This is a genomic window from Fulvivirga sp. AWR4_260, from assembly GCF_056158185.1.
The window spans coordinates 326,022-341,888 of the sequence record NZ_JBSWSU010000001.1 but is presented as its reverse complement, the minus strand read 5'-3'; the positions used below and the strand labels follow the sequence as shown (position 1 = coordinate 341,888).

The 15,867-nt window shown below is 37.4% G+C and carries 18 protein-coding genes; 9 read left to right on the top strand and 9 right to left on the bottom strand.

The features are described from left to right. Window positions 1-48: 48 nt before the first annotated feature. From ACXACQ_RS01525 to ACXACQ_RS01510, 4 genes are all read right to left on the bottom strand, one after another. Window positions 49-2,994 carry a tetratricopeptide repeat protein gene (locus ACXACQ_RS01525; protein ID WP_474974154.1) on the bottom strand — a complete coding sequence of 982 codons (2,946 nt, stop codon included), beginning with the start codon at window positions 2,992-2,994 and terminating at the stop codon, window positions 49-51. Window positions 2,995-3,071: 77 nt separating this feature from the next. After that, on the bottom strand, window positions 3,072-3,359 hold the full coding sequence (gatC, locus tag ACXACQ_RS01520) for an Asp-tRNA(Asn)/Glu-tRNA(Gln) amidotransferase subunit GatC (RefSeq protein ID WP_474974153.1): 288 nt from the start codon (window positions 3,357-3,359) through the stop codon (window positions 3,072-3,074). Then, entirely contained in the window at window positions 3,360-4,085 is a 726-nt protein-coding gene (locus ACXACQ_RS01515) for a lysophospholipid acyltransferase family protein (protein WP_474974152.1), read from the bottom strand. A gap of 24 nt (window positions 4,086-4,109) precedes the next feature. Then, on the bottom strand, window positions 4,110-4,667 hold the full coding sequence (locus tag ACXACQ_RS01510) for an acyl-CoA thioesterase (protein WP_474974151.1): 558 nt from the start codon (window positions 4,665-4,667) through the stop codon (window positions 4,110-4,112). Between the two features lie 170 nt (window positions 4,668-4,837). Here ACXACQ_RS01510 and ACXACQ_RS01505 point away from each other — a divergent pair, with 170 nt between their 5' ends. Next, window positions 4,838-5,320 carry a hypothetical protein gene (locus ACXACQ_RS01505; RefSeq protein ID WP_474974150.1) on the top strand — a complete coding sequence of 161 codons (483 nt, stop codon included), beginning with the start codon at window positions 4,838-4,840 and terminating at the stop codon, window positions 5,318-5,320. A 61-nt stretch (window positions 5,321-5,381) separates the two neighbouring features. Here ACXACQ_RS01505 and ACXACQ_RS01500 read toward each other — a convergent pair whose 3' ends face one another. The 5 genes from ACXACQ_RS01500 to ACXACQ_RS01480 all read right to left on the bottom strand — a co-directional run bounded on the left by ACXACQ_RS01500 (window position 5,382) and on the right by ACXACQ_RS01480 (window position 9,236). After that, window positions 5,382-5,669 (bottom strand): hypothetical protein, encoded by a 288-nt coding sequence (locus ACXACQ_RS01500; protein ID WP_474974149.1) that lies wholly within the window; start codon window positions 5,667-5,669, stop codon window positions 5,382-5,384. 86 nt (window positions 5,670-5,755) lie between these two features. After that, entirely contained in the window at window positions 5,756-6,526 is a 771-nt protein-coding gene (locus ACXACQ_RS01495) for an acyl-CoA desaturase (RefSeq protein WP_474974148.1), read from the bottom strand. Window positions 6,527-6,637: 111 nt separating this feature from the next. Continuing rightward, window positions 6,638-7,243: a sigma-70 family RNA polymerase sigma factor gene (locus ACXACQ_RS01490; RefSeq protein WP_474974147.1), complete on the bottom strand. Its 606-nt coding sequence runs from the start codon at window positions 7,241-7,243 to the stop codon at window positions 6,638-6,640. Window positions 7,244-7,290: 47 nt separating this feature from the next. Beyond that, on the bottom strand, window positions 7,291-8,649 hold the full coding sequence (locus tag ACXACQ_RS01485; RefSeq protein WP_474974146.1) for an MATE family efflux transporter: 1,359 nt from the start codon (window positions 8,647-8,649) through the stop codon (window positions 7,291-7,293). Window positions 8,650-8,684: 35 nt separating this feature from the next. Next, the gene (locus ACXACQ_RS01480) at window positions 8,685-9,236 is read right to left on the bottom strand and encodes an NUDIX domain-containing protein (protein ID WP_474974145.1); all 552 of its coding nucleotides are present in this window, start codon (window positions 9,234-9,236) and stop codon (window positions 8,685-8,687) included. 107 nt (window positions 9,237-9,343) lie between these two features. Here ACXACQ_RS01480 and ACXACQ_RS01475 point away from each other — a divergent pair, with 107 nt between their 5' ends. The 8 genes from ACXACQ_RS01475 (at window position 9,344) to prfB (ending at window position 15,829) form a co-directional block, all read left to right on the top strand. Continuing rightward, window positions 9,344-9,949 carry a ribonuclease HII gene (locus ACXACQ_RS01475; protein WP_474974144.1) on the top strand — a complete coding sequence of 202 codons (606 nt, stop codon included), beginning with the start codon at window positions 9,344-9,346 and terminating at the stop codon, window positions 9,947-9,949. 13 nt (window positions 9,950-9,962) lie between these two features. Continuing rightward, window positions 9,963-10,727, top strand: a complete 765-nt coding sequence (locus ACXACQ_RS01470; RefSeq protein ID WP_474974143.1) for an NRDE family protein — start codon at window positions 9,963-9,965, stop codon at window positions 10,725-10,727. Between the two features lie 3 nt (window positions 10,728-10,730). Then, window positions 10,731-11,588 carry an alpha/beta fold hydrolase gene (locus ACXACQ_RS01465; RefSeq protein ID WP_474974142.1) on the top strand — a complete coding sequence of 286 codons (858 nt, stop codon included), beginning with the start codon at window positions 10,731-10,733 and terminating at the stop codon, window positions 11,586-11,588. A gap of 125 nt (window positions 11,589-11,713) precedes the next feature. Further along, a complete protein-coding gene (locus ACXACQ_RS01460; RefSeq protein WP_474974141.1) occupies window positions 11,714-12,427 on the top strand; it encodes an ABC transporter ATP-binding protein in 714 nt (237 codons plus the stop codon). Next, window positions 12,427-12,975, top strand: coding sequence for a cob(I)yrinic acid a,c-diamide adenosyltransferase (locus ACXACQ_RS01455; RefSeq protein WP_474974140.1), 549 nt, complete (start codon window positions 12,427-12,429; stop codon window positions 12,973-12,975). The genes ACXACQ_RS01460 and ACXACQ_RS01455 overlap by 1 nt, the downstream gene beginning before the upstream one ends. Window positions 12,976-13,049: 74 nt before the next feature. Next, window positions 13,050-14,114, top strand: a complete 1,065-nt coding sequence (locus tag ACXACQ_RS01450) for a branched-chain amino acid aminotransferase (RefSeq protein WP_474974139.1) — start codon at window positions 13,050-13,052, stop codon at window positions 14,112-14,114. Window positions 14,115-14,238: 124 nt separating this feature from the next. Beyond that, a complete protein-coding gene (locus ACXACQ_RS01445; protein ID WP_474974138.1) occupies window positions 14,239-14,643 on the top strand; it encodes a hypothetical protein in 405 nt (134 codons plus the stop codon). Between the two features lie 87 nt (window positions 14,644-14,730). Continuing rightward, a protein-coding gene (prfB, locus tag ACXACQ_RS01440) for a peptide chain release factor 2 (protein WP_474974137.1) occupies window positions 14,731-15,829 on the top strand; the annotation gives its coding sequence in 2 pieces (ribosomal slippage) (window positions 14,731-14,790 and window positions 14,792-15,829; 1,098 coding nt in all). Window positions 15,830-15,867: the final 38 nt, after the last annotated feature.

Below are 15,867 nucleotides of genomic sequence, written 5' to 3'. Positions count from 1 at the left end.
GCAAATTTAAGTTATATCAGGCTAAAGCTCAGTGATATAAATGTGTTTCTAGAAATTTTGTTCAGCCTCTTCTACAGCTTTTACCAGTGCTTGGTACTCGTTTACAAAATTACGGTATGCGGCTGGTGTTATAAGTTGTTGAAGGTCAGTGAGTGTGATTTCAGCATAATTGTTTAGCTGTACACGCGCTGATTGTAACACATATGCTTTTAATATTTTGACTGACTTTGGGTTGAGCTCCATAGCGTTCAATAAAATATTATAGCTCTCGAACCTATCTCTAGTTCCTATAAAATTGGCAGCCGCAATAGTAGCGTCTTCTTTGTAAGGGTTAGCATAAGCGATAGCTTTATACTCTTTCAAGGCGCTGGTAGTATCTCCATTGGCCTCATGGATAAGGCCTTTGTAATAATGCTTTTCTATATTATGCTGTTTGTCAAAAGTAATGCCCTGATTAATCTTGGTTGATAAACCACGAACATTTCCTTCTGCTGCTAGCATGTTAAGTTCAAACCACTGTATTTGGTTAAAGAGGGTTTTATCACTGATCTGTAAGTCGGTAAGTTTTAAAAACTGGTTGATAGCAGATGCTGTAAGGTCTTTCTCCCATAATTTTTTTGCCATATCCAAGTAGGAGAGGGCTTTGTAGTTACCATCTTTTATTAAGGGTGCCAGATTTTTGAAGTGTGTAGTATCTTGATATGTAAGCTGGTACCTTAAGAATAAGTACTTTTTGTTGTCTTCATAATCGTTATAATCACTTACAGAGGCTTTTAAAATACCGGTAATTGTATTAGCAATAGACCTGACATTAGTATCGCTGCTTTTTCTTAGCTCTTGCCATTTTTCTAGTGCCTGATGATAATAGCCAGCTTCTGTTAATGCCATGGCTTCATTAAATGGAGCTTCTTTGTTGAATTTATCCGTAGCCCATTTAAAATAAGAAATGGCTACTTCAGGAGCTCCTTGCTCCATGGCCCATAAACCAATAGTGTTAAAATAGTCTCCAGCGCTATACGGGGAGCTGTTTGCTAGCCAGTTTAGCTGTTTAAAAGCCAAGGAGATGTTTTCGTTTTTATAGGCATTGAGGCTTGCCGCAAGTTCTAACGATTCTGCAAAAGATGCGTTTTCATTTTCTTTGGCTAAAGCAAGCAACTCTGCTGTATTTAATGAGTCTTCTTTAAAGAGATAATTAAATGCTTGGTTGTAGATGACTGCTGCATTTAAGAAGTCTAAGTTCTTTTTATTGGCCTTGAAATCTTTTTCATAGGGAGCCTTGGCTTTGTTTTTGAAGACAAAAGCATTGTTAATAGTTACAGGATCGTTTTGAATGTTGATGTCCGAAAACAATGAGTCGCTGGCAGTAGTGATTTCTTTTTTTGCTAAAAAGGCTATTAAATTACTACTGGCGGCCTGATGGATTTCCGAATTTAAAGTAGATTTTAAATAGTAAAATGCGGTATCTATCAAGTCAGTCTTTCCATATGCAAGGCCTAAATTATTAATCAGGCGAGTATTTTTAGGGAAAAGTTTGGCGCCATCATTAAGTATGAGTAAAGCATCTAATATTCGATGCTCTTTCATGTATAAGTTGCTTAAATTAATGAATGTTTGCGGAGCAGGGTGTTTTTGAATAGCCGCTTTGTAATTTAATGCTGCTGAGGTTAAGTCATTGTTTTGCTCGGCAATAGTACCTAGCATGTAGTGCGACTTATGATTGTTGTAACCATATATTGCACCTTGTTTGTAATATGATTGAGAAAGTCGAATCTCTCCCTTGGCATAATGCAAATCACCTATACTATTGTAGTAAGCGGAAACTCCTTGTTGGTAAGGTATTTCCCAGTTAGATTTTATAAATAGAGCTGTTAAGCCAATTAACCCTGCAAAGCAATACGTGAAGTAAGGCATTGTATTGGGTTTATACACCACTTTGTAAACTTGTAGGTTTGCTTTTAGTGGGTTAATGAAATTGCTGGTTACATATATGATAAAGATTACGCCATATGCCAAATGTGCATAAATGATGAAATCTCTAATTACTTCTAATGCTGAGGTGTTTAATGTAGCAAAGAAATGTGCCAGTGTAGAGAAGCTGCAAATAAACATAATGCCATACAACAAGGCTCCTTGTGGTCTGAACTTCAAAATGTTTTCATATTGACTTTCTCTATGCCTGAAGCCCCAGATGCCAATTACTGCAGAAATGAAAAACAAAAGGTAAAGGTTAATGTATACAAAATCCCATTCAATAACATGGGTTTCGTACAAATAAGCCAGCACCAAGTTAACTAAGTATACCAAGGAAATCAGGTAGAAATGAAGCATGCTGTTACCTGAAGTGGTTGGTTTTGCTTTAGTAAGCGTATATAGAAATGCTGTAATGATTTCGTGCGCTACTAATACAATAAATACTAGTGTTACAATAAATGGGTTTACAATGCCGTATGTCGCTAACGATAAAAATGGCTGATCTACTCCCGAAAATAAATAAATAATAACTCCGAAAATGGCTGTACATATAAAAAATAAAGCCATTCTGAGTAAGAATGAGACATTGCTGTTGATGCTATTGAAATAATAACTTAAAGGGAAGTAAAGAATGAATGCCAGTATTAAACCTATCTTTTCTGTACTGTCAAAAAGTAACAGAAGTTCAAACTTGTAGTTGACCATGAAAAAGGCGAAAAGCCCCATGCCAATGGTGTACCAAAACCTGCTTAAGCTAGAAGTAATGGTTAAATAAAGGTTTAAGCCAATAACCGTAATGCCGAGTAGTAAATAATATGACAATACATTTACTTGGAGTGCATTTCCAGCAAATTGCTGAAAGAATAAAATGTTATCAGCAGAAGTTTTAAGAGTAAAAGGTCCTACTTTAAAAGAATTAATAGCGGCATTAATTCTTTCTGTATTGGCTAGTTTATTCCAGCCAATGATGTTCTCAGCCCCAAGAAAATAGTAGTAGGTGCACCATACTACAGATGCAGTCATTAGAAGTAGTATAGCGTTGAAGAGTAAACGTAGAGGTCGGGGCCATTCCTTCCAGAAATAATTGGATTGCATATTTTTTATTCTAGCACTTTAGGCACTCTGAAGTATTCTTCGTCTTTTTTTGGAGCATTTTTTAATGCCTTCTCTCTACTTAAGTGAGTCTTTGGTTCATCTTCTCTTAAGGCATTTATTTCATGAGACATTGTAGTCAAAGGTTCTACATTTTCAGTGTCTAGTTCATTGAGTTTTTCTACCCATGTTAAGATTTCAGTCATGTCGGCCATCATTTCTTCAGCCTTATTTTCGTCAAACTCTAATCTTGCCAAGTGCGCAATTTTATTAAGAAGATCTTTATCGATATTCATTTATGCATTACTTAATTTAAGTTCATTATCAATCACTTCGAAGGTTTGTTCTTTTACAGTACGTATATCTTCTAAAGTGAGCCCTTTGGTGGATATTGGTTCGTGGTATATCACCTTCATTTTATGGCGCTTGGGCAGTAATGTGCCATCACGTAAAATTATCCAATTATAGGCAATAGTTACAGGAATAATATCAATTTGTTTGTCTATAGCCACTCTAAAGGCACCGTCTTTAAAGCGTGTCATTTGGGGAGGAGCTTCAGTAATTATCCCTCCCTCAGGGAATATTGTCAGGTTTTTGCCTTCGTCTATGGCATTGCCACTAGCTACTATAGTGGCGTATCTGCTTTTTAGGCTGCTTCTGTTAACTGTTATGTGCAGCTTTTTATACATGTAGCCAAATATTGGCACCTTTTCCATGTCATTTTTACCAACAAAAATGCTGTTTACCTTATTAAGCCCCATAGTAGGAATGTCCATATAAGAAAAGTGGTTAGGGCAAAAGATATATGATTTGTCTTTTTCTGGCGTAAACCTGTACTCTATCTCATAAGGTATAAAAATTAACGTAAAGAATGCATGTGCCCACCACCTGTTGATTCGTCCTGTCCACTGGTGTCTTTTAGGAAATATTATGGGGATCAGAAACAATGGAAAGAACGTGAAAAATAATACTCCAAAAATTAACATGGAGTAGGCCGCATGTATACAGCGTATAAATTTCATAAGTAAGTAATTAGGAGTTAAGTCTTAGTCTTCTAGTTTTAAAATACATTTTTGCTTCTCTAGAGCGGCAAGTGCTAGCTTATGGTCGGTGGTGGATTTGGTTTCGTCCATCTTTTGGTTGAAGCTAAATTTTAATTCTTTTCTTTTCATAGCCTCATAAAATCGCCTTACTTCTTCTTTGTCTTCAAGTATTAGTTGAGGCACTGGAGTTGGTTTGTCGTCCTCGTCTTTAGCCACCATCGTCACGTATGAGGTGTTGGTGTGTTTTACACTTCCTTGTTTTACGTTTTCAGCTATTACCTTAATGCCTACTACCAAGGAGGTGTTGCCCACATAGTTAACTGATGCATGCAAAGATACTAAGTCTCCTACTTCAACAGGTTGAAGAAATTCAACATTGTCTACAGATACAGTAACGCAGTAGTTGCCTGCATGCTTAGATGCACATGCGTAAGCCACTTTATCTATCAATGAAAGGAGTATGCCACCGTGTATTTTACCTCCAAAATTGGCGTAAGAAGGTATCATTAACTCGGTAATGGTAGTTTTTGAAAATCGTACTGTTCTGCCTGGTTTTTCCATATCAAAAAATGTTTTAATGTAGGTTGTTGGGAATAAGCTAATACTAAGGTGAATTATTTTAGGCTTTCGTGCCTATTAAATTCAAAGAAAAATACGAATACTTATCGAAAGAGTTCTGTGTGCAGTGGTGTAAAGTCATACTATTGTGCAAAATCAATACTAGAAATTTTATGAAAAACTTTACTTACTTTTTAAGTATAATAGCTTTAACCGCGTTATTTGTTAGCTGTGGAGAAGATGACGATGCTAATATAAATTCTCTTTTGGGGGTGTCCTATAATGGGGTTAGTAGTGCGGGCAACGTTGAAGGATCCATTGTGAATCAAAACGATGGTCCTAAAGTGAATTATGTGACTGATTCTGCATATGTTCAGCAAGTAGATGGTGATTTATATGTTTATAAGCTACACTTTGATACTTCTGATTCATTAACCATGTACCTGCAGAAATTAACCCCTGACTATAACTACCATTCTGATGCCGAAGAAGGTCAGAATTTATTGGTGACAGCAGTATTTAATGCTGATACTTTAGAGATGGAGGCCAGTGCAGTTTCCATACAGCCTAGAGAGAATGAGGTGTTTCATACGGTAACTAACCTACACACAGTTTCTAGAGGGGATTATAATGGTACTGTAAATCAAGTACCCTGATTTGATAAATAGACAATATTTATAGGATTAAGCAAGGGGCTTTTAAAGCCCCTTTTTTGTTTTATAGATTACTGTCAAGTGCATCTCCTGTTTCTGGCAGGCCAGTTCCTGTGGCACTTTTGGCAATTTGATAACCTATTGCTCCTCCTATTATTGCTCCTAGTAAAGCAAATACATAAGCTAATGCTTCTTTTTCTAAAACCATGATGCCAAAAAGGCCTCCGGCTACTTCAAGGCCAATCCAAAGTAATACTGTGTAAGCGATATATTTACCAGGCTTGAGTCCTTTGTCTCTTACCATTTTAGATATTTTTTTGGATAGAAATGAAATTGCTAATACCTCAATCATTCTTTATTAAAAGTTATATAAAAAATAAGGTCGTAATATACATATATTACGACCTTATTTAAAATAAATATTTATATAGTGCAGAACTATGCTGCTTTCTTTACTTCAGTGAGCTCTACTTCTTTGGTTTTTGCTATTTTAATGATGCCTACCAAGTTTAATACTTTTATTACTTGGTATGTGGGATCAATTTCGTGCCATCTTACTCCACCAAAATTGGCTCTGTTGCCATGTTTGTGATGGTTGTTATGATAACTTTCTCCCATCATCAAAAAGTCAACCGGTAAGAAATTTTTAGAGGTATCTTTTACTGGATAGTTAACATAGCCGTATTTGTGAGCAAACCAGTTGATGATGGCCCCATGAATTGGAGATAACAAAAACTGAATAGGTAATAACAACCATAACCACCAAACCGTGGCAAATTGCCAATAAATAGCAACATAAATGGCCGCCCAAACAAGGCGAGATATCCAAGATCTTGCAAATTTATCAAAAGCCTCCCATTCAGGTACATCTTGCGTAAAGCGAGAATCTACCTTCATGGTTTTGTTAGTGATGCTTGAGTAAATGGTTTTTGTTTTCCACATCATCTTCCAAATAGTCTCATCATATTTAGGAGAGTGAGGGTCATTAGGAGTATCTGCATATGCATGGTGCATGCGGTGCATTATTCCATAGCCATATGGGCTTAGATAATTAGACCCTTGGAAAAACCAAGTGAGAAAGAAGAATACTTTTTCCCATGTTTTGCTCATGGTAAATGCTTTGTGTGAAGCATACCTATGAAGAAAAAACGTTTGAAAGAATAGCGACAAATACCAATGTGCTATAAAGAATGTTAAGATTACTGCCATTATTATATTTTAAAATCTTCTAATAGTCGTTTATGCGTAGGGCTTTTTTATAAAGACAGAGATTTGGGGAGTTTGTGACAAAAGGCAATAACTTTTTTTTAGAAAAAATATTTATTGCTGATTGATGATCTCTAGATTGATTTTTTTTATGAAGTCAGTGAGAGATCCAAAGTTGGCGGCTTTTTTAAAACTTTCAAGAAAGCCAGGTTCTATAATGGAAGGTTTAGTCTTGGTGTTATTGTTGGCTATTTTGCCTTTAGCTCTACAAAATAGCTGCCTGCAGTTGTCTTTCTTTTTGTTGAAAATCTCTTGCAGTTCTTCATACTCAAAGTTAAAAAATTCCCTAAGTACAAATATGCCTTTCTCTACGGGCTCTAGCTTTTGGTGTAAAACATCGAGTGCTGCTGAAATTTCATTTTCCATGTCAAAATGGAAGAACTCTTTTTCTTTGTACCAGTCAATAAGTTCTGATGGTTTTATATTGTGAAGATATTCATCTTTGGTCTTTTTTAAGTTTTCAAGATGATTGAGGCAGTTGTTAGTTACTGCTTTTATTAAATAGGCTTTAGTGTTTTCTATTTTTTCTGAGTTAGCAGAAAGCCATTTTAAAAAAGTATCCTGAACGATATCTTCAGCATCAGCCAGTGAGCCCACCATGCGCAAGGCTATCTGTTGTAAAACAGGTTGGTATAGTGCAATTGTCTGACTTTGATCCATAGTGCAAAGATAACGTTATTTAAGCAAGAAAAGTCCCCATATTGATTTTAATCAGTTTTTTTATCTGAAAAATCAAGCTTATTAGTAAGGTAGTTAAATCTCCACAGCATTACAATGGCTACAATGGAAAGTCCAATTAATAAGCCGTACCAAACGCCTTTTGGGCCCATGTTGAGATGGAAAGCCATAAAATAACCAATTGGTAGGGCCAATACCCAATAAGCTATAAATGTTAAAAAAGTAGGCACTTTTACATCGGCCAGTCCTCTTAGTGCCCCCAGCCCAACTACCTGAAGTCCATCCGAAACCTGAAAAAAGCCTGCAATCACCATTAATGAACCTGCTAATTCAATAACTTCTATATCATTGATAAATAGTGATGGAAGAAAGTACCTGCCAGAGATGAATATTGCGGCTGTGATAAGCATAAAAATTACCACCATGGCATAAATAGTGTAAGCAGCGTCTTTTAGTGCTGGTTTGTCTTTTTTGCCGAGTTGGTTTCCTATGCGAATGGTGGCAGCAGACGATAAACCTGAGGCCATCATATAACTTACTGCTGCTAAAGAAATGGCTATTTGATGTGCCGCTAATGGCTTGGTGCCTAGCCAGCCAATCATAATTACTGCAAAACTAAATGCACCTACTTCAAATACAAATTGTAATCCTGCAGGTATGCCTAGGCTTAATATTTTTCTGATCAGTAGTTTGCTGTACCTGCCTATGGCAAAACCCTTTCTGTAGTTGGTAAAAGCTTTGCCTTTATATATATACAGGGCAATCCATATGGCCATAATGCATCTTGCTATAAAAGATGCCCAAGCTGCACCGTTAAGCCCCATTTGTGGACAGCCTAATTTGCCATAGATGAAGAGGTAGTTAAGGATAATATTTAAAACGTTAGAGGCAATTACTATTAACATAGGTTGCCGGGTAAATGAGAGCCCTTCAGCAAACTGGCGAAAAGTTTGAAATACCATTAATGGTATGATAGAAAGGGTAAGTATGTTTAAATAGGGGATGGCAGCAGTTACTACATCTTCGGGCTGGTTGAGGTAAAAAAGGCCGTTGCCAGCTATTTTAACTATTAAGAAAAGTATGATGCCAGTAGAAAGGTTGATCATAATGGCATGGCGCAGTAAATCGGTAGATTTTTCTGTGTTTTTTTCTCCATCAGCAGAGGCCACAAGTGGAGTGATAGCATAAGAAACTCCGATGCCAAACATCAACAATAGGTTGAATACTATGGTTGCTAACGAGGCTCCTGCTAACTGCAATGCACCTAGGTGTCCTACCATCATGCTGTCGGCTACTCCCACCATCATATGTCCGAGTTGACTTAGCATCACGGGGTAGGCCAGCATAAAATTTTTCTTAAGATGATATAAATACCTTTCTGTTAACATGAGGATAGTTTAAAAAGTAAAATGTTTGTCTGAAATTAAATGCCGAGAAGTCTCGCTACTTTTAAGATGCCTGCAACGCTTAAGCTGTCGGTTATTTCCTGATCCATAACCATTCTTAAGGCTTCTTCAAAGGGCACTTTTTTAAGTGCAAGGTCAGACTCTGACTCTTCTAGATCTCTTTCTCCGGCAGTTAGTCCCGTAGCCATGTAAATAAAGCCAATTTCATCGGTCACTGAATTTGAGGTGTGAAAGCGCATAATCATTTCCCAATTGTTGGCAGTAAATCCAGTTTCTTCCTTTAGCTCCCTTTGAGCGGCTTCAAGCGCAGTTTCATTGGAGGGCCCACCACCTTCCGGAATTTCCCATGTGTATTCATCTAAAGTATAACGGTATTGTCCCACTAGCCATGTGTTACCTTCTTCGTCTACAGGCACTATTCCTATTGCTTTATTTTTGAATAAGACTTTTCCGTAGATTCCTTCTCCACCACCAGGATTAATAATATCATGCTCTTCTAATGAAATCCATGGGTTATCATATATTTTTCTTTTTGAGAGTGTTTTCCAAGGGTTTCTGTGCTTCGCCATACAGCAAAAATATCAAATTTTTGGTCTATTAATGTAGAATAGCGCAAGCGCTGTAAAAAATGAAAGGTCTTTTTACAAATAGCATCAATAAACCTATTTTTGTATATATGCTATTACCTTTTTTTTCTGATGATAAAATAGAAGCTGGTTGCGATGAAGCTGGCAGGGGGTGTCTTGCCGGGCCAGTAGTGGCAGCTGCGGTAATCCTACCCCGAGATTATAAACATGAGCTTTTAAATGATTCTAAGCAGCTATCGAAAAAACAAAGAGAAACCCTGAAAGCAGATGTGGAGAAAGACGCTATTGCCTGGGCGGTGTCATTTGTTGATCATGAAGAGATAGACAAAGTTAATATACTTAATGCCTCTTATTTGGCCATGAACAGGTCTGTAGATCAGCTAACTACTGTGCCCGAATTGTTGTTGATAGATGGTAATAGGTATAAAGCTCATAACGATATTCCATTTGAGTGTATCATAAAAGGAGATGGTAAGTATATGTCTATTGCGGCAGCATCTATTTTGGCAAAAACATACCGTGACGATTATATGTATGCCTTGGCGGAAGAATTTCCTGAATATCAATGGCAGTCTAACGTTGGCTACCCTACAGTAGCTCATAGAAATGCAATAAGAGCGCATGGCGTTACGGAATATCACAGGAAGTCATTCAGGTTGCTTCCAGACCAACTGGAGTTGTTTGAGAGAAAATAATATTGAAATTAATATGTGCTTAATACTCTTCTCTCATCATGAGCATGAAAAATATAAATTGATAGTAGCTGCTAATAGAGATGAGTTTTTCTCTCGAAAGACCTCTCCGGCAAGTTATTGGGGCAATCAAAAGCATGTTTTGGCAGGCAAAGACCTAGAAGCTGGTGGCACATGGATGGGGATAACCACAGATGGGAAAATAGGGATGCTTACCAATTACCGAGATTTGAGCCGAATAAAAACAAAAGCACCTTCTCGTGGGCATATCGTTTCCGATTACTTGGTGGAAAAGCAAAATGCATATGGTTATATGCATAATCTTCAAACAAGAGGTGCGGACTATAATGGATTCAATTTTTTGGCAGGGGATGTTGATCAGCTGTATTACTATGGTAATTATGGTAATGACATAGTGAAAGTGCCTAATGGGATACATGGGCTGAGCAATGCACTTTTGGATACCTCTTGGCCAAAAGTTAAGAAAGGCATTAAAAAAATGCATGGTCTGAATGAGCTTAACACTATTAAAGATGAAGATCTTTTTCATGTGTTATATGACTATCAGGAGGCTGATGAACAATATTTGCCTGATACAGGTGTTGGGCTGAAAATGGAAAAAATGCTTTCTCCAATGTTTATTAAAAGTGCTGATTATGGTACGCGGTGTTCTACCATAATATTGGTGGACTATGATAATCATGTCAGGTTTGTGGAGCGTACTTTTAATGCGAAGGGGGAAAAAGTAAAGGATAAAGATTTTGAGTGGATAATCGATTAAGAGATGAAGAAAAAAACAATTAAACCACCGCTGGCTATTAGGGTCATAGGCTCTGTTTTTCCTGTGGTAGAAAAAGTTGTGCCATGGTTGGCTCACAGGTGGTTTGTTAATATGTTTTATAAACCATTAAAATATAAAGTGCCGCATGGGGAGGTGGATGCTCGTGAAGAAGCAGAGATGTTTCAGCTGAGCTATAACAACAAAAATGTGCAATGCTATAAGTGGGGCGAAGGGAAGCCTATTTTATTTGTGCATGGCTGGATGGGACGAGGAACTCAGTTTAGGAAGTTTATCGCACCGTTTAATCAGGCAGGCTATTCTGTTATTTCATTTGATGCTCCTGCGCATGGCTTATCTGAAGGTAAAACCACTTATTTGCTAGAGTTTATAGATATTATAGAACTGCTAAGGAAAAAGTATGGTGATTTTGAAATGGTAGTGGGGCACTCTTTAGGCGGTGTTGCTTGTTTGCATGCTATTAACAATGGAATGAAAACCGATAAGCTGATTATGATCAGCAGCCCTACAGACGCCAATAGAATTGTATGGCAGTTTCAGCGTATTGCCAATGCTTCAGATAAGTGCAGAGATTATTTTAATGAAGAGTTTAAAAAGGCAAATGGTGTTTCTTTTGTAGAATATGCAGCTTCGGCCATTATTACAAAAGTGAGGCCCATTGAGCTACTGCTTATACATGACGAGAATGATTATGAAGTGTCTATAGATCAAAGTCAGCTGATTAAGGAGCTTTACCCTTCTGCCGAATTTATAGTTACTAAAGGCTTGGGACACACACGCATATTGAAAGATGAAGTGGTGGTTGCGAAAACCCTCAATTTTATACAGCCGGTAAAAGTCTGAAGATAATCTTATGCTTTTATTTGGGTTTTGAACCGCTTAAGGAATAACATTAAATAGTTTAAATACAGATTACGTTATTTAGGGTAGTTCCTTGGAGACATTAAACTTTATAGAGTTTTATAGCTATGACTAAAATAATTGAAACACACGATATTTCGAAGGTATATACCATGGGTAACCAAACGGTAAAAGCCTTGAAATCTATTTCAATAAGCATTGATAAAGGAGAGTATGTGGCTTTTATGGGGCCTTCTGGTTCTGGTAAATCTACTTTAATGAACATTATAGGCTGTTTAGATACTCCCTCTGGAGGTTCTTATATTCTTAATAATCATGATGTTAGTGATTTGACTGAGAATGAGCTGGCGGTGATCAGAAATAAAGAAATCGGGTTTGTGTTTCAAACTTTTAATCTTTTGCCTAGATCTTCTTCTATCGATAATGTAGCTCTGCCGCTCATCTATGCAGGCTATTCAAAGTCTGAGAGAGATGAAATAGCTATAGAAGCCTTAAATAATGTAGGCTTAGCCGAAAGGGCTCACCATAAACCTAACGAGCTATCAGGGGGGCAAAGGCAGCGTGTGGCCATTGCCAGGGCATTGGTAAATAACCCTAGTATAATACTTGCTGATGAGCCTACAGGTAACTTAGATACCAAAACTTCATATGATATTATGGATCTTTTTCAGCAGTTACACGATAAAGGTAATTCTATTATAATGGTTACCCACGAAGATGATATTGCACATTATGCTCATCGTATAATCAGGTTGCGTGATGGGTTGGTAGAAACCGATGAGATTAATACTGATGTGACAAGGACACCAGAAAGAGTTTAATGAAAGTATATACAAAAACAGGAGATGCAGGCCAGACTTCTTTGTTTGGAGGCTCAAGAGTTGCAAAATCAGATTTAAGAATAGAAACATATGGTACTATTGATGAGCTCAATTCCTACATTGGGTTGCTAAGAGACCAAGAGGTAAACCATAAGCGAAAAGATATTTTAGTAGAGATTCAGGATAGGCTATTTACTATTGGGTCTATCTTGGCTACAGAGCCGGGCAATACGAAAGTAAAAGTGCCTTCTATGTCAGATGAGGATATCACCTCCCTTGAAAATGAAATAGACCAAATGGAAACGGAGTTGCCTGCAATGAAAAGCTTTGTGTTGCCAGGAGGGCACACCGTAGTTTCATATACTCATATTGCTAGGTGTGTGTGCCGCAGAGCAGAACGGTTGGCGGTGGGATTGTCTCAGTTAGATGCCGTGGAAGTGAAGGTGTTACAGTATTTAAACAGGCTTTCAGATTACTTATTTGTGCTATCACGTAAAGTAACGCAAGAGCTGGGTGTAGAAGAAACTCCCTGGACCCCAAAAATGTAATTGTCATAATCAGATTACTGGTTTTTTTTTAATATTTTTGTTTTGCCTATAAAGGCATGAAAAACCTTTAGATTATGATAGATACACGTAATATACACGTTGAAAAAATCGAACAAAGTAAAATTAACCTTGTAGATTTTAACAATATACAATTTGGTCATATTTACTCTGACCACATGTTTGCAGCTGACTTTGTAGATGCAGAATGGAAAAATTTTAATATTAAACCATATGCGCCAATAGCTATTAGTCCAGCTAACCCTGCTTTACATTACGGTATTTCTATTTTTGAAGGGTTAAAAGCTTACAAGCACGATAATGGAGATGTTTTCGTTTTCAGGCCCGATAAAAACTTGGAAAGACTCAATTTTTCTGCTAGAAGAATGTGCATGCCTGAGCTTCCTGAAAATATTTACTATGATGGATTAAATGCGCTTATCGATTTAGATAAAGATTGGGTGCCAAGTGTTGCAGGAACATCATTATACATCAGGCCATTTGTTATTTCGGCTGATGATTATATTGGTATTAGACCATCGCAAAATTATAAGTTTATGATCATCACTTGTCCGGTAGGTTCATATTACGCTAAGCCGGTAAAAGTGAAAATAGAAACTGAGTTTGTAAGAGCGGTAGAAGGCGGTAGTGGCGCGTGTAAAACGGGTTGTAACTATGGTCCTGCTATTTACCCCGCTAAATTAGCTCAGGAGAAAGGGTATGACCAGCTGATCTGGACTGACGGTAAAGAACATAAATATGTGGAGGAGTCAGGTACTATGAACCTGATGTTTATAATTGATGGTAAATTAGTTACGCCTGCTACTGGAGATACTATCCTTAACGGAATTACCCGAAACAGTGTAGTTACGTTGGCTAGAGATTGGGGTATGGAAGTAGAAGAGAGAAAAGTGGAAGTAGAAGAAGTGATTACTGCCATTGAGGAGGGAAGACTTCAAGAAGCATTTGGTGCCGGAACGGCAGCTACCATAGCACATATAGAATTGATAGGCTACAAGGGTAAAGATTATCAGTTGCCGAAAGTGGAGGAAAGAGAATTCTCCAACAAAGTATTAAAAGCATTGGATGATATTAAGTACGGTCGTGCCGAAGATAAATTCGGTTGGCTCCACAAAATATAAATAAAAAAAGGCCGCTTTAAGCGGCCTTTTTTTATTTATATTATTCTATGAATAACTTTCGTGCCTTTTTCTATTTGCTAATTCTGCTATTTTTTGCACATCATCTTTAAAAGCTCAAAATAAGTTGATAATAGCCAAGCCTATGCGTGAGGCTAAGTATTATTTTAAGATAGGAGATCCTATCAAATTAAAATTGGTTGGAGACAAGTATTGGGTTGAGGCTGAGCTGGAAGGATTGGGTGATGACTTTATTAAAATTAAGGATAGCAAAATTCAGTTAAGCGAAATACAATCTATTGATATTAGTACGAAGGTTAATTATGGACTTGGAGGAACTGCAATAGTCTATTTAGCTATAGCAGGAATTGGATACGTGCCAATGGATTTGATCAATAATGATTTTCAATTCGAAAAGAAAAGTTTATTGGTCAGTGGTGTGTTGCTCACTGGAGCCTTATTAGTTTATATCTTAAAGAAGAAAAAGATAAAGCCCGGGAGGCGCTTTATTTTGAGGGTAGATGAATACTAAATATAAATTAGTGTGCTTCTGCATTTATTAATTCTTTAAATCATAGATTTGCAATTTTTAACCACAGAACATAATCTTTATAAAATTATGACTACAGACGAGTTGAAAGACTTGAAGGCGCGCGTAGAGGCCTTGAGGAGGTATCTTTGACTACGATAAGAAATTAGCCGAAGTCAAAGAAGAAGAGCTGGTAACAGCGCAGCCAGGTTTTTGGGATAAGCCCGATGAAGCCGAAAAAATATTAAAAGAAATAAGATCTAAAAAAGTATGGACTGACAGCTTTGCTAATGTTCAGCAGTTGATGGAAGATTTGGAAACTCTCAATGAGTTTTACGAAATGGACGAGGTAAGTGAGGAGGAGATCAACACTGAATATGCAAAAGCAGAAAAGGCCGTTGAAGATCTGGAGTTCAAAAAGATGCTTAGCGGTGAAGAAGATCAGCTAGGTGCCATCTTAGAAATTAACCCCGGTGCTGGAGGTACAGAGAGTCAGGATTGGTCTGACATACTGAACCGGATGTACATTATGTGGGGCGAGTCTCACGGTTACAAGGTGAGGCAGGTAAACTATCAGCCTGGAGATGTAGCAGGTATTAAATCCGCTACTCTTGAAATAGAGGGTGAATTTGCTTACGGAAACCTTAAATCTGAAATAGGAGTGCATAGGCTAGTGCGTATTTCTCCTTTTGATTCAGGAGGAAGAAGGCATACCTCTTTTGCATCAGTATATGTTTCGCCAATAGTTGATGACGATATTGAAATAGATATCAATCCGGCAGATATAGAAATGCAAACATCAAGGTCTGGTGGTGCTGGTGGACAGAACGTTAACAAAGTAGAGACTAAAGTACAGTTAACGCACAAGCCTACAGGTATTGTAATTGTATGTCAGGTGGAGCGATCGCAGCTGGCCAACAGAGAGCGAGCTATGAAAATGCTTAAATCTCGTTTGTATCAGATGGAGATTGAAAAGCGAAATGCTGCCCGAGACAAAATTGAAAGTTCAAAAATGAAAATTGACTTTGGGTCGCAAATCAGAAATTATGTACTGCACCCTTACAAGTTAATTAAAGATGCCCGAACGGCAGTAGAACGAACGGATGTTCAAAATGTGCTAGATGGTGATCTGGATGATTACATTAAAGCATTTCTACTTGGGTATCAAGATAACAAGAAAGACAATTAATTATGCAAAGCCACTATCGTTAGGTAGTGGCTTTATTC

Excerpts from the sequence above, each read along its gene's own strand:
- ACXACQ_RS01490 (WP_474974147.1), bottom strand. The coding sequence starts at position 7,243 with ATGGATCAAAGTCAGACAATTGCACTATACCAACCTGTTTTACAACAG.
- ACXACQ_RS01525 (WP_474974154.1), bottom strand. The coding sequence starts at position 2,994 with ATGACTGCATCTGTAGTATGGTGCACCTACTACTATTTTCTTGGGGCT.
- ACXACQ_RS01495 (WP_474974148.1), bottom strand. The coding sequence starts at position 6,526 with ATGGCAGTAATCTTAACATTCTTTATAGCACATTGGTATTTGTCGCTA.
- ACXACQ_RS01480 (WP_474974145.1), bottom strand. The coding sequence starts at position 9,236 with ATGGCGAAGCACAGAAACCCTTGGAAAACACTCTCAAAAAGAAAAATA.
- ACXACQ_RS01485 (WP_474974146.1), bottom strand. The coding sequence starts at position 8,649 with ATGTTAACAGAAAGGTATTTATATCATCTTAAGAAAAATTTTATGCTG.
- ACXACQ_RS01455 (WP_474974140.1), top strand. The coding sequence starts at position 12,427 with ATGAAAGTATATACAAAAACAGGAGATGCAGGCCAGACTTCTTTGTTT.
- ACXACQ_RS01460 (WP_474974141.1), top strand. The coding sequence starts at position 11,714 with ATGACTAAAATAATTGAAACACACGATATTTCGAAGGTATATACCATG.
- ACXACQ_RS01510 (WP_474974151.1), bottom strand. The coding sequence starts at position 4,667 with ATGGAAAAACCAGGCAGAACAGTACGATTTTCAAAAACTACCATTACC.
- ACXACQ_RS01515 (WP_474974152.1), bottom strand. The coding sequence starts at position 4,085 with ATGAAATTTATACGCTGTATACATGCGGCCTACTCCATGTTAATTTTT.
- ACXACQ_RS01470 (WP_474974143.1), top strand. The coding sequence starts at position 9,963 with ATGTGCTTAATACTCTTCTCTCATCATGAGCATGAAAAATATAAATTG.
- ACXACQ_RS01505 (WP_474974150.1), top strand. The coding sequence starts at position 4,838 with ATGAAAAACTTTACTTACTTTTTAAGTATAATAGCTTTAACCGCGTTA.
- gatC (WP_474974153.1), bottom strand. The coding sequence starts at position 3,359 with ATGAATATCGATAAAGATCTTCTTAATAAAATTGCGCACTTGGCAAGA.
- ACXACQ_RS01465 (WP_474974142.1), top strand. The coding sequence starts at position 10,731 with ATGAAGAAAAAAACAATTAAACCACCGCTGGCTATTAGGGTCATAGGC.
- ACXACQ_RS01450 (WP_474974139.1), top strand. The coding sequence starts at position 13,050 with ATGATAGATACACGTAATATACACGTTGAAAAAATCGAACAAAGTAAA.
- ACXACQ_RS01475 (WP_474974144.1), top strand. The coding sequence starts at position 9,344 with ATGCTATTACCTTTTTTTTCTGATGATAAAATAGAAGCTGGTTGCGAT.
- ACXACQ_RS01500 (WP_474974149.1), bottom strand. The coding sequence starts at position 5,669 with ATGATTGAGGTATTAGCAATTTCATTTCTATCCAAAAAAATATCTAAA.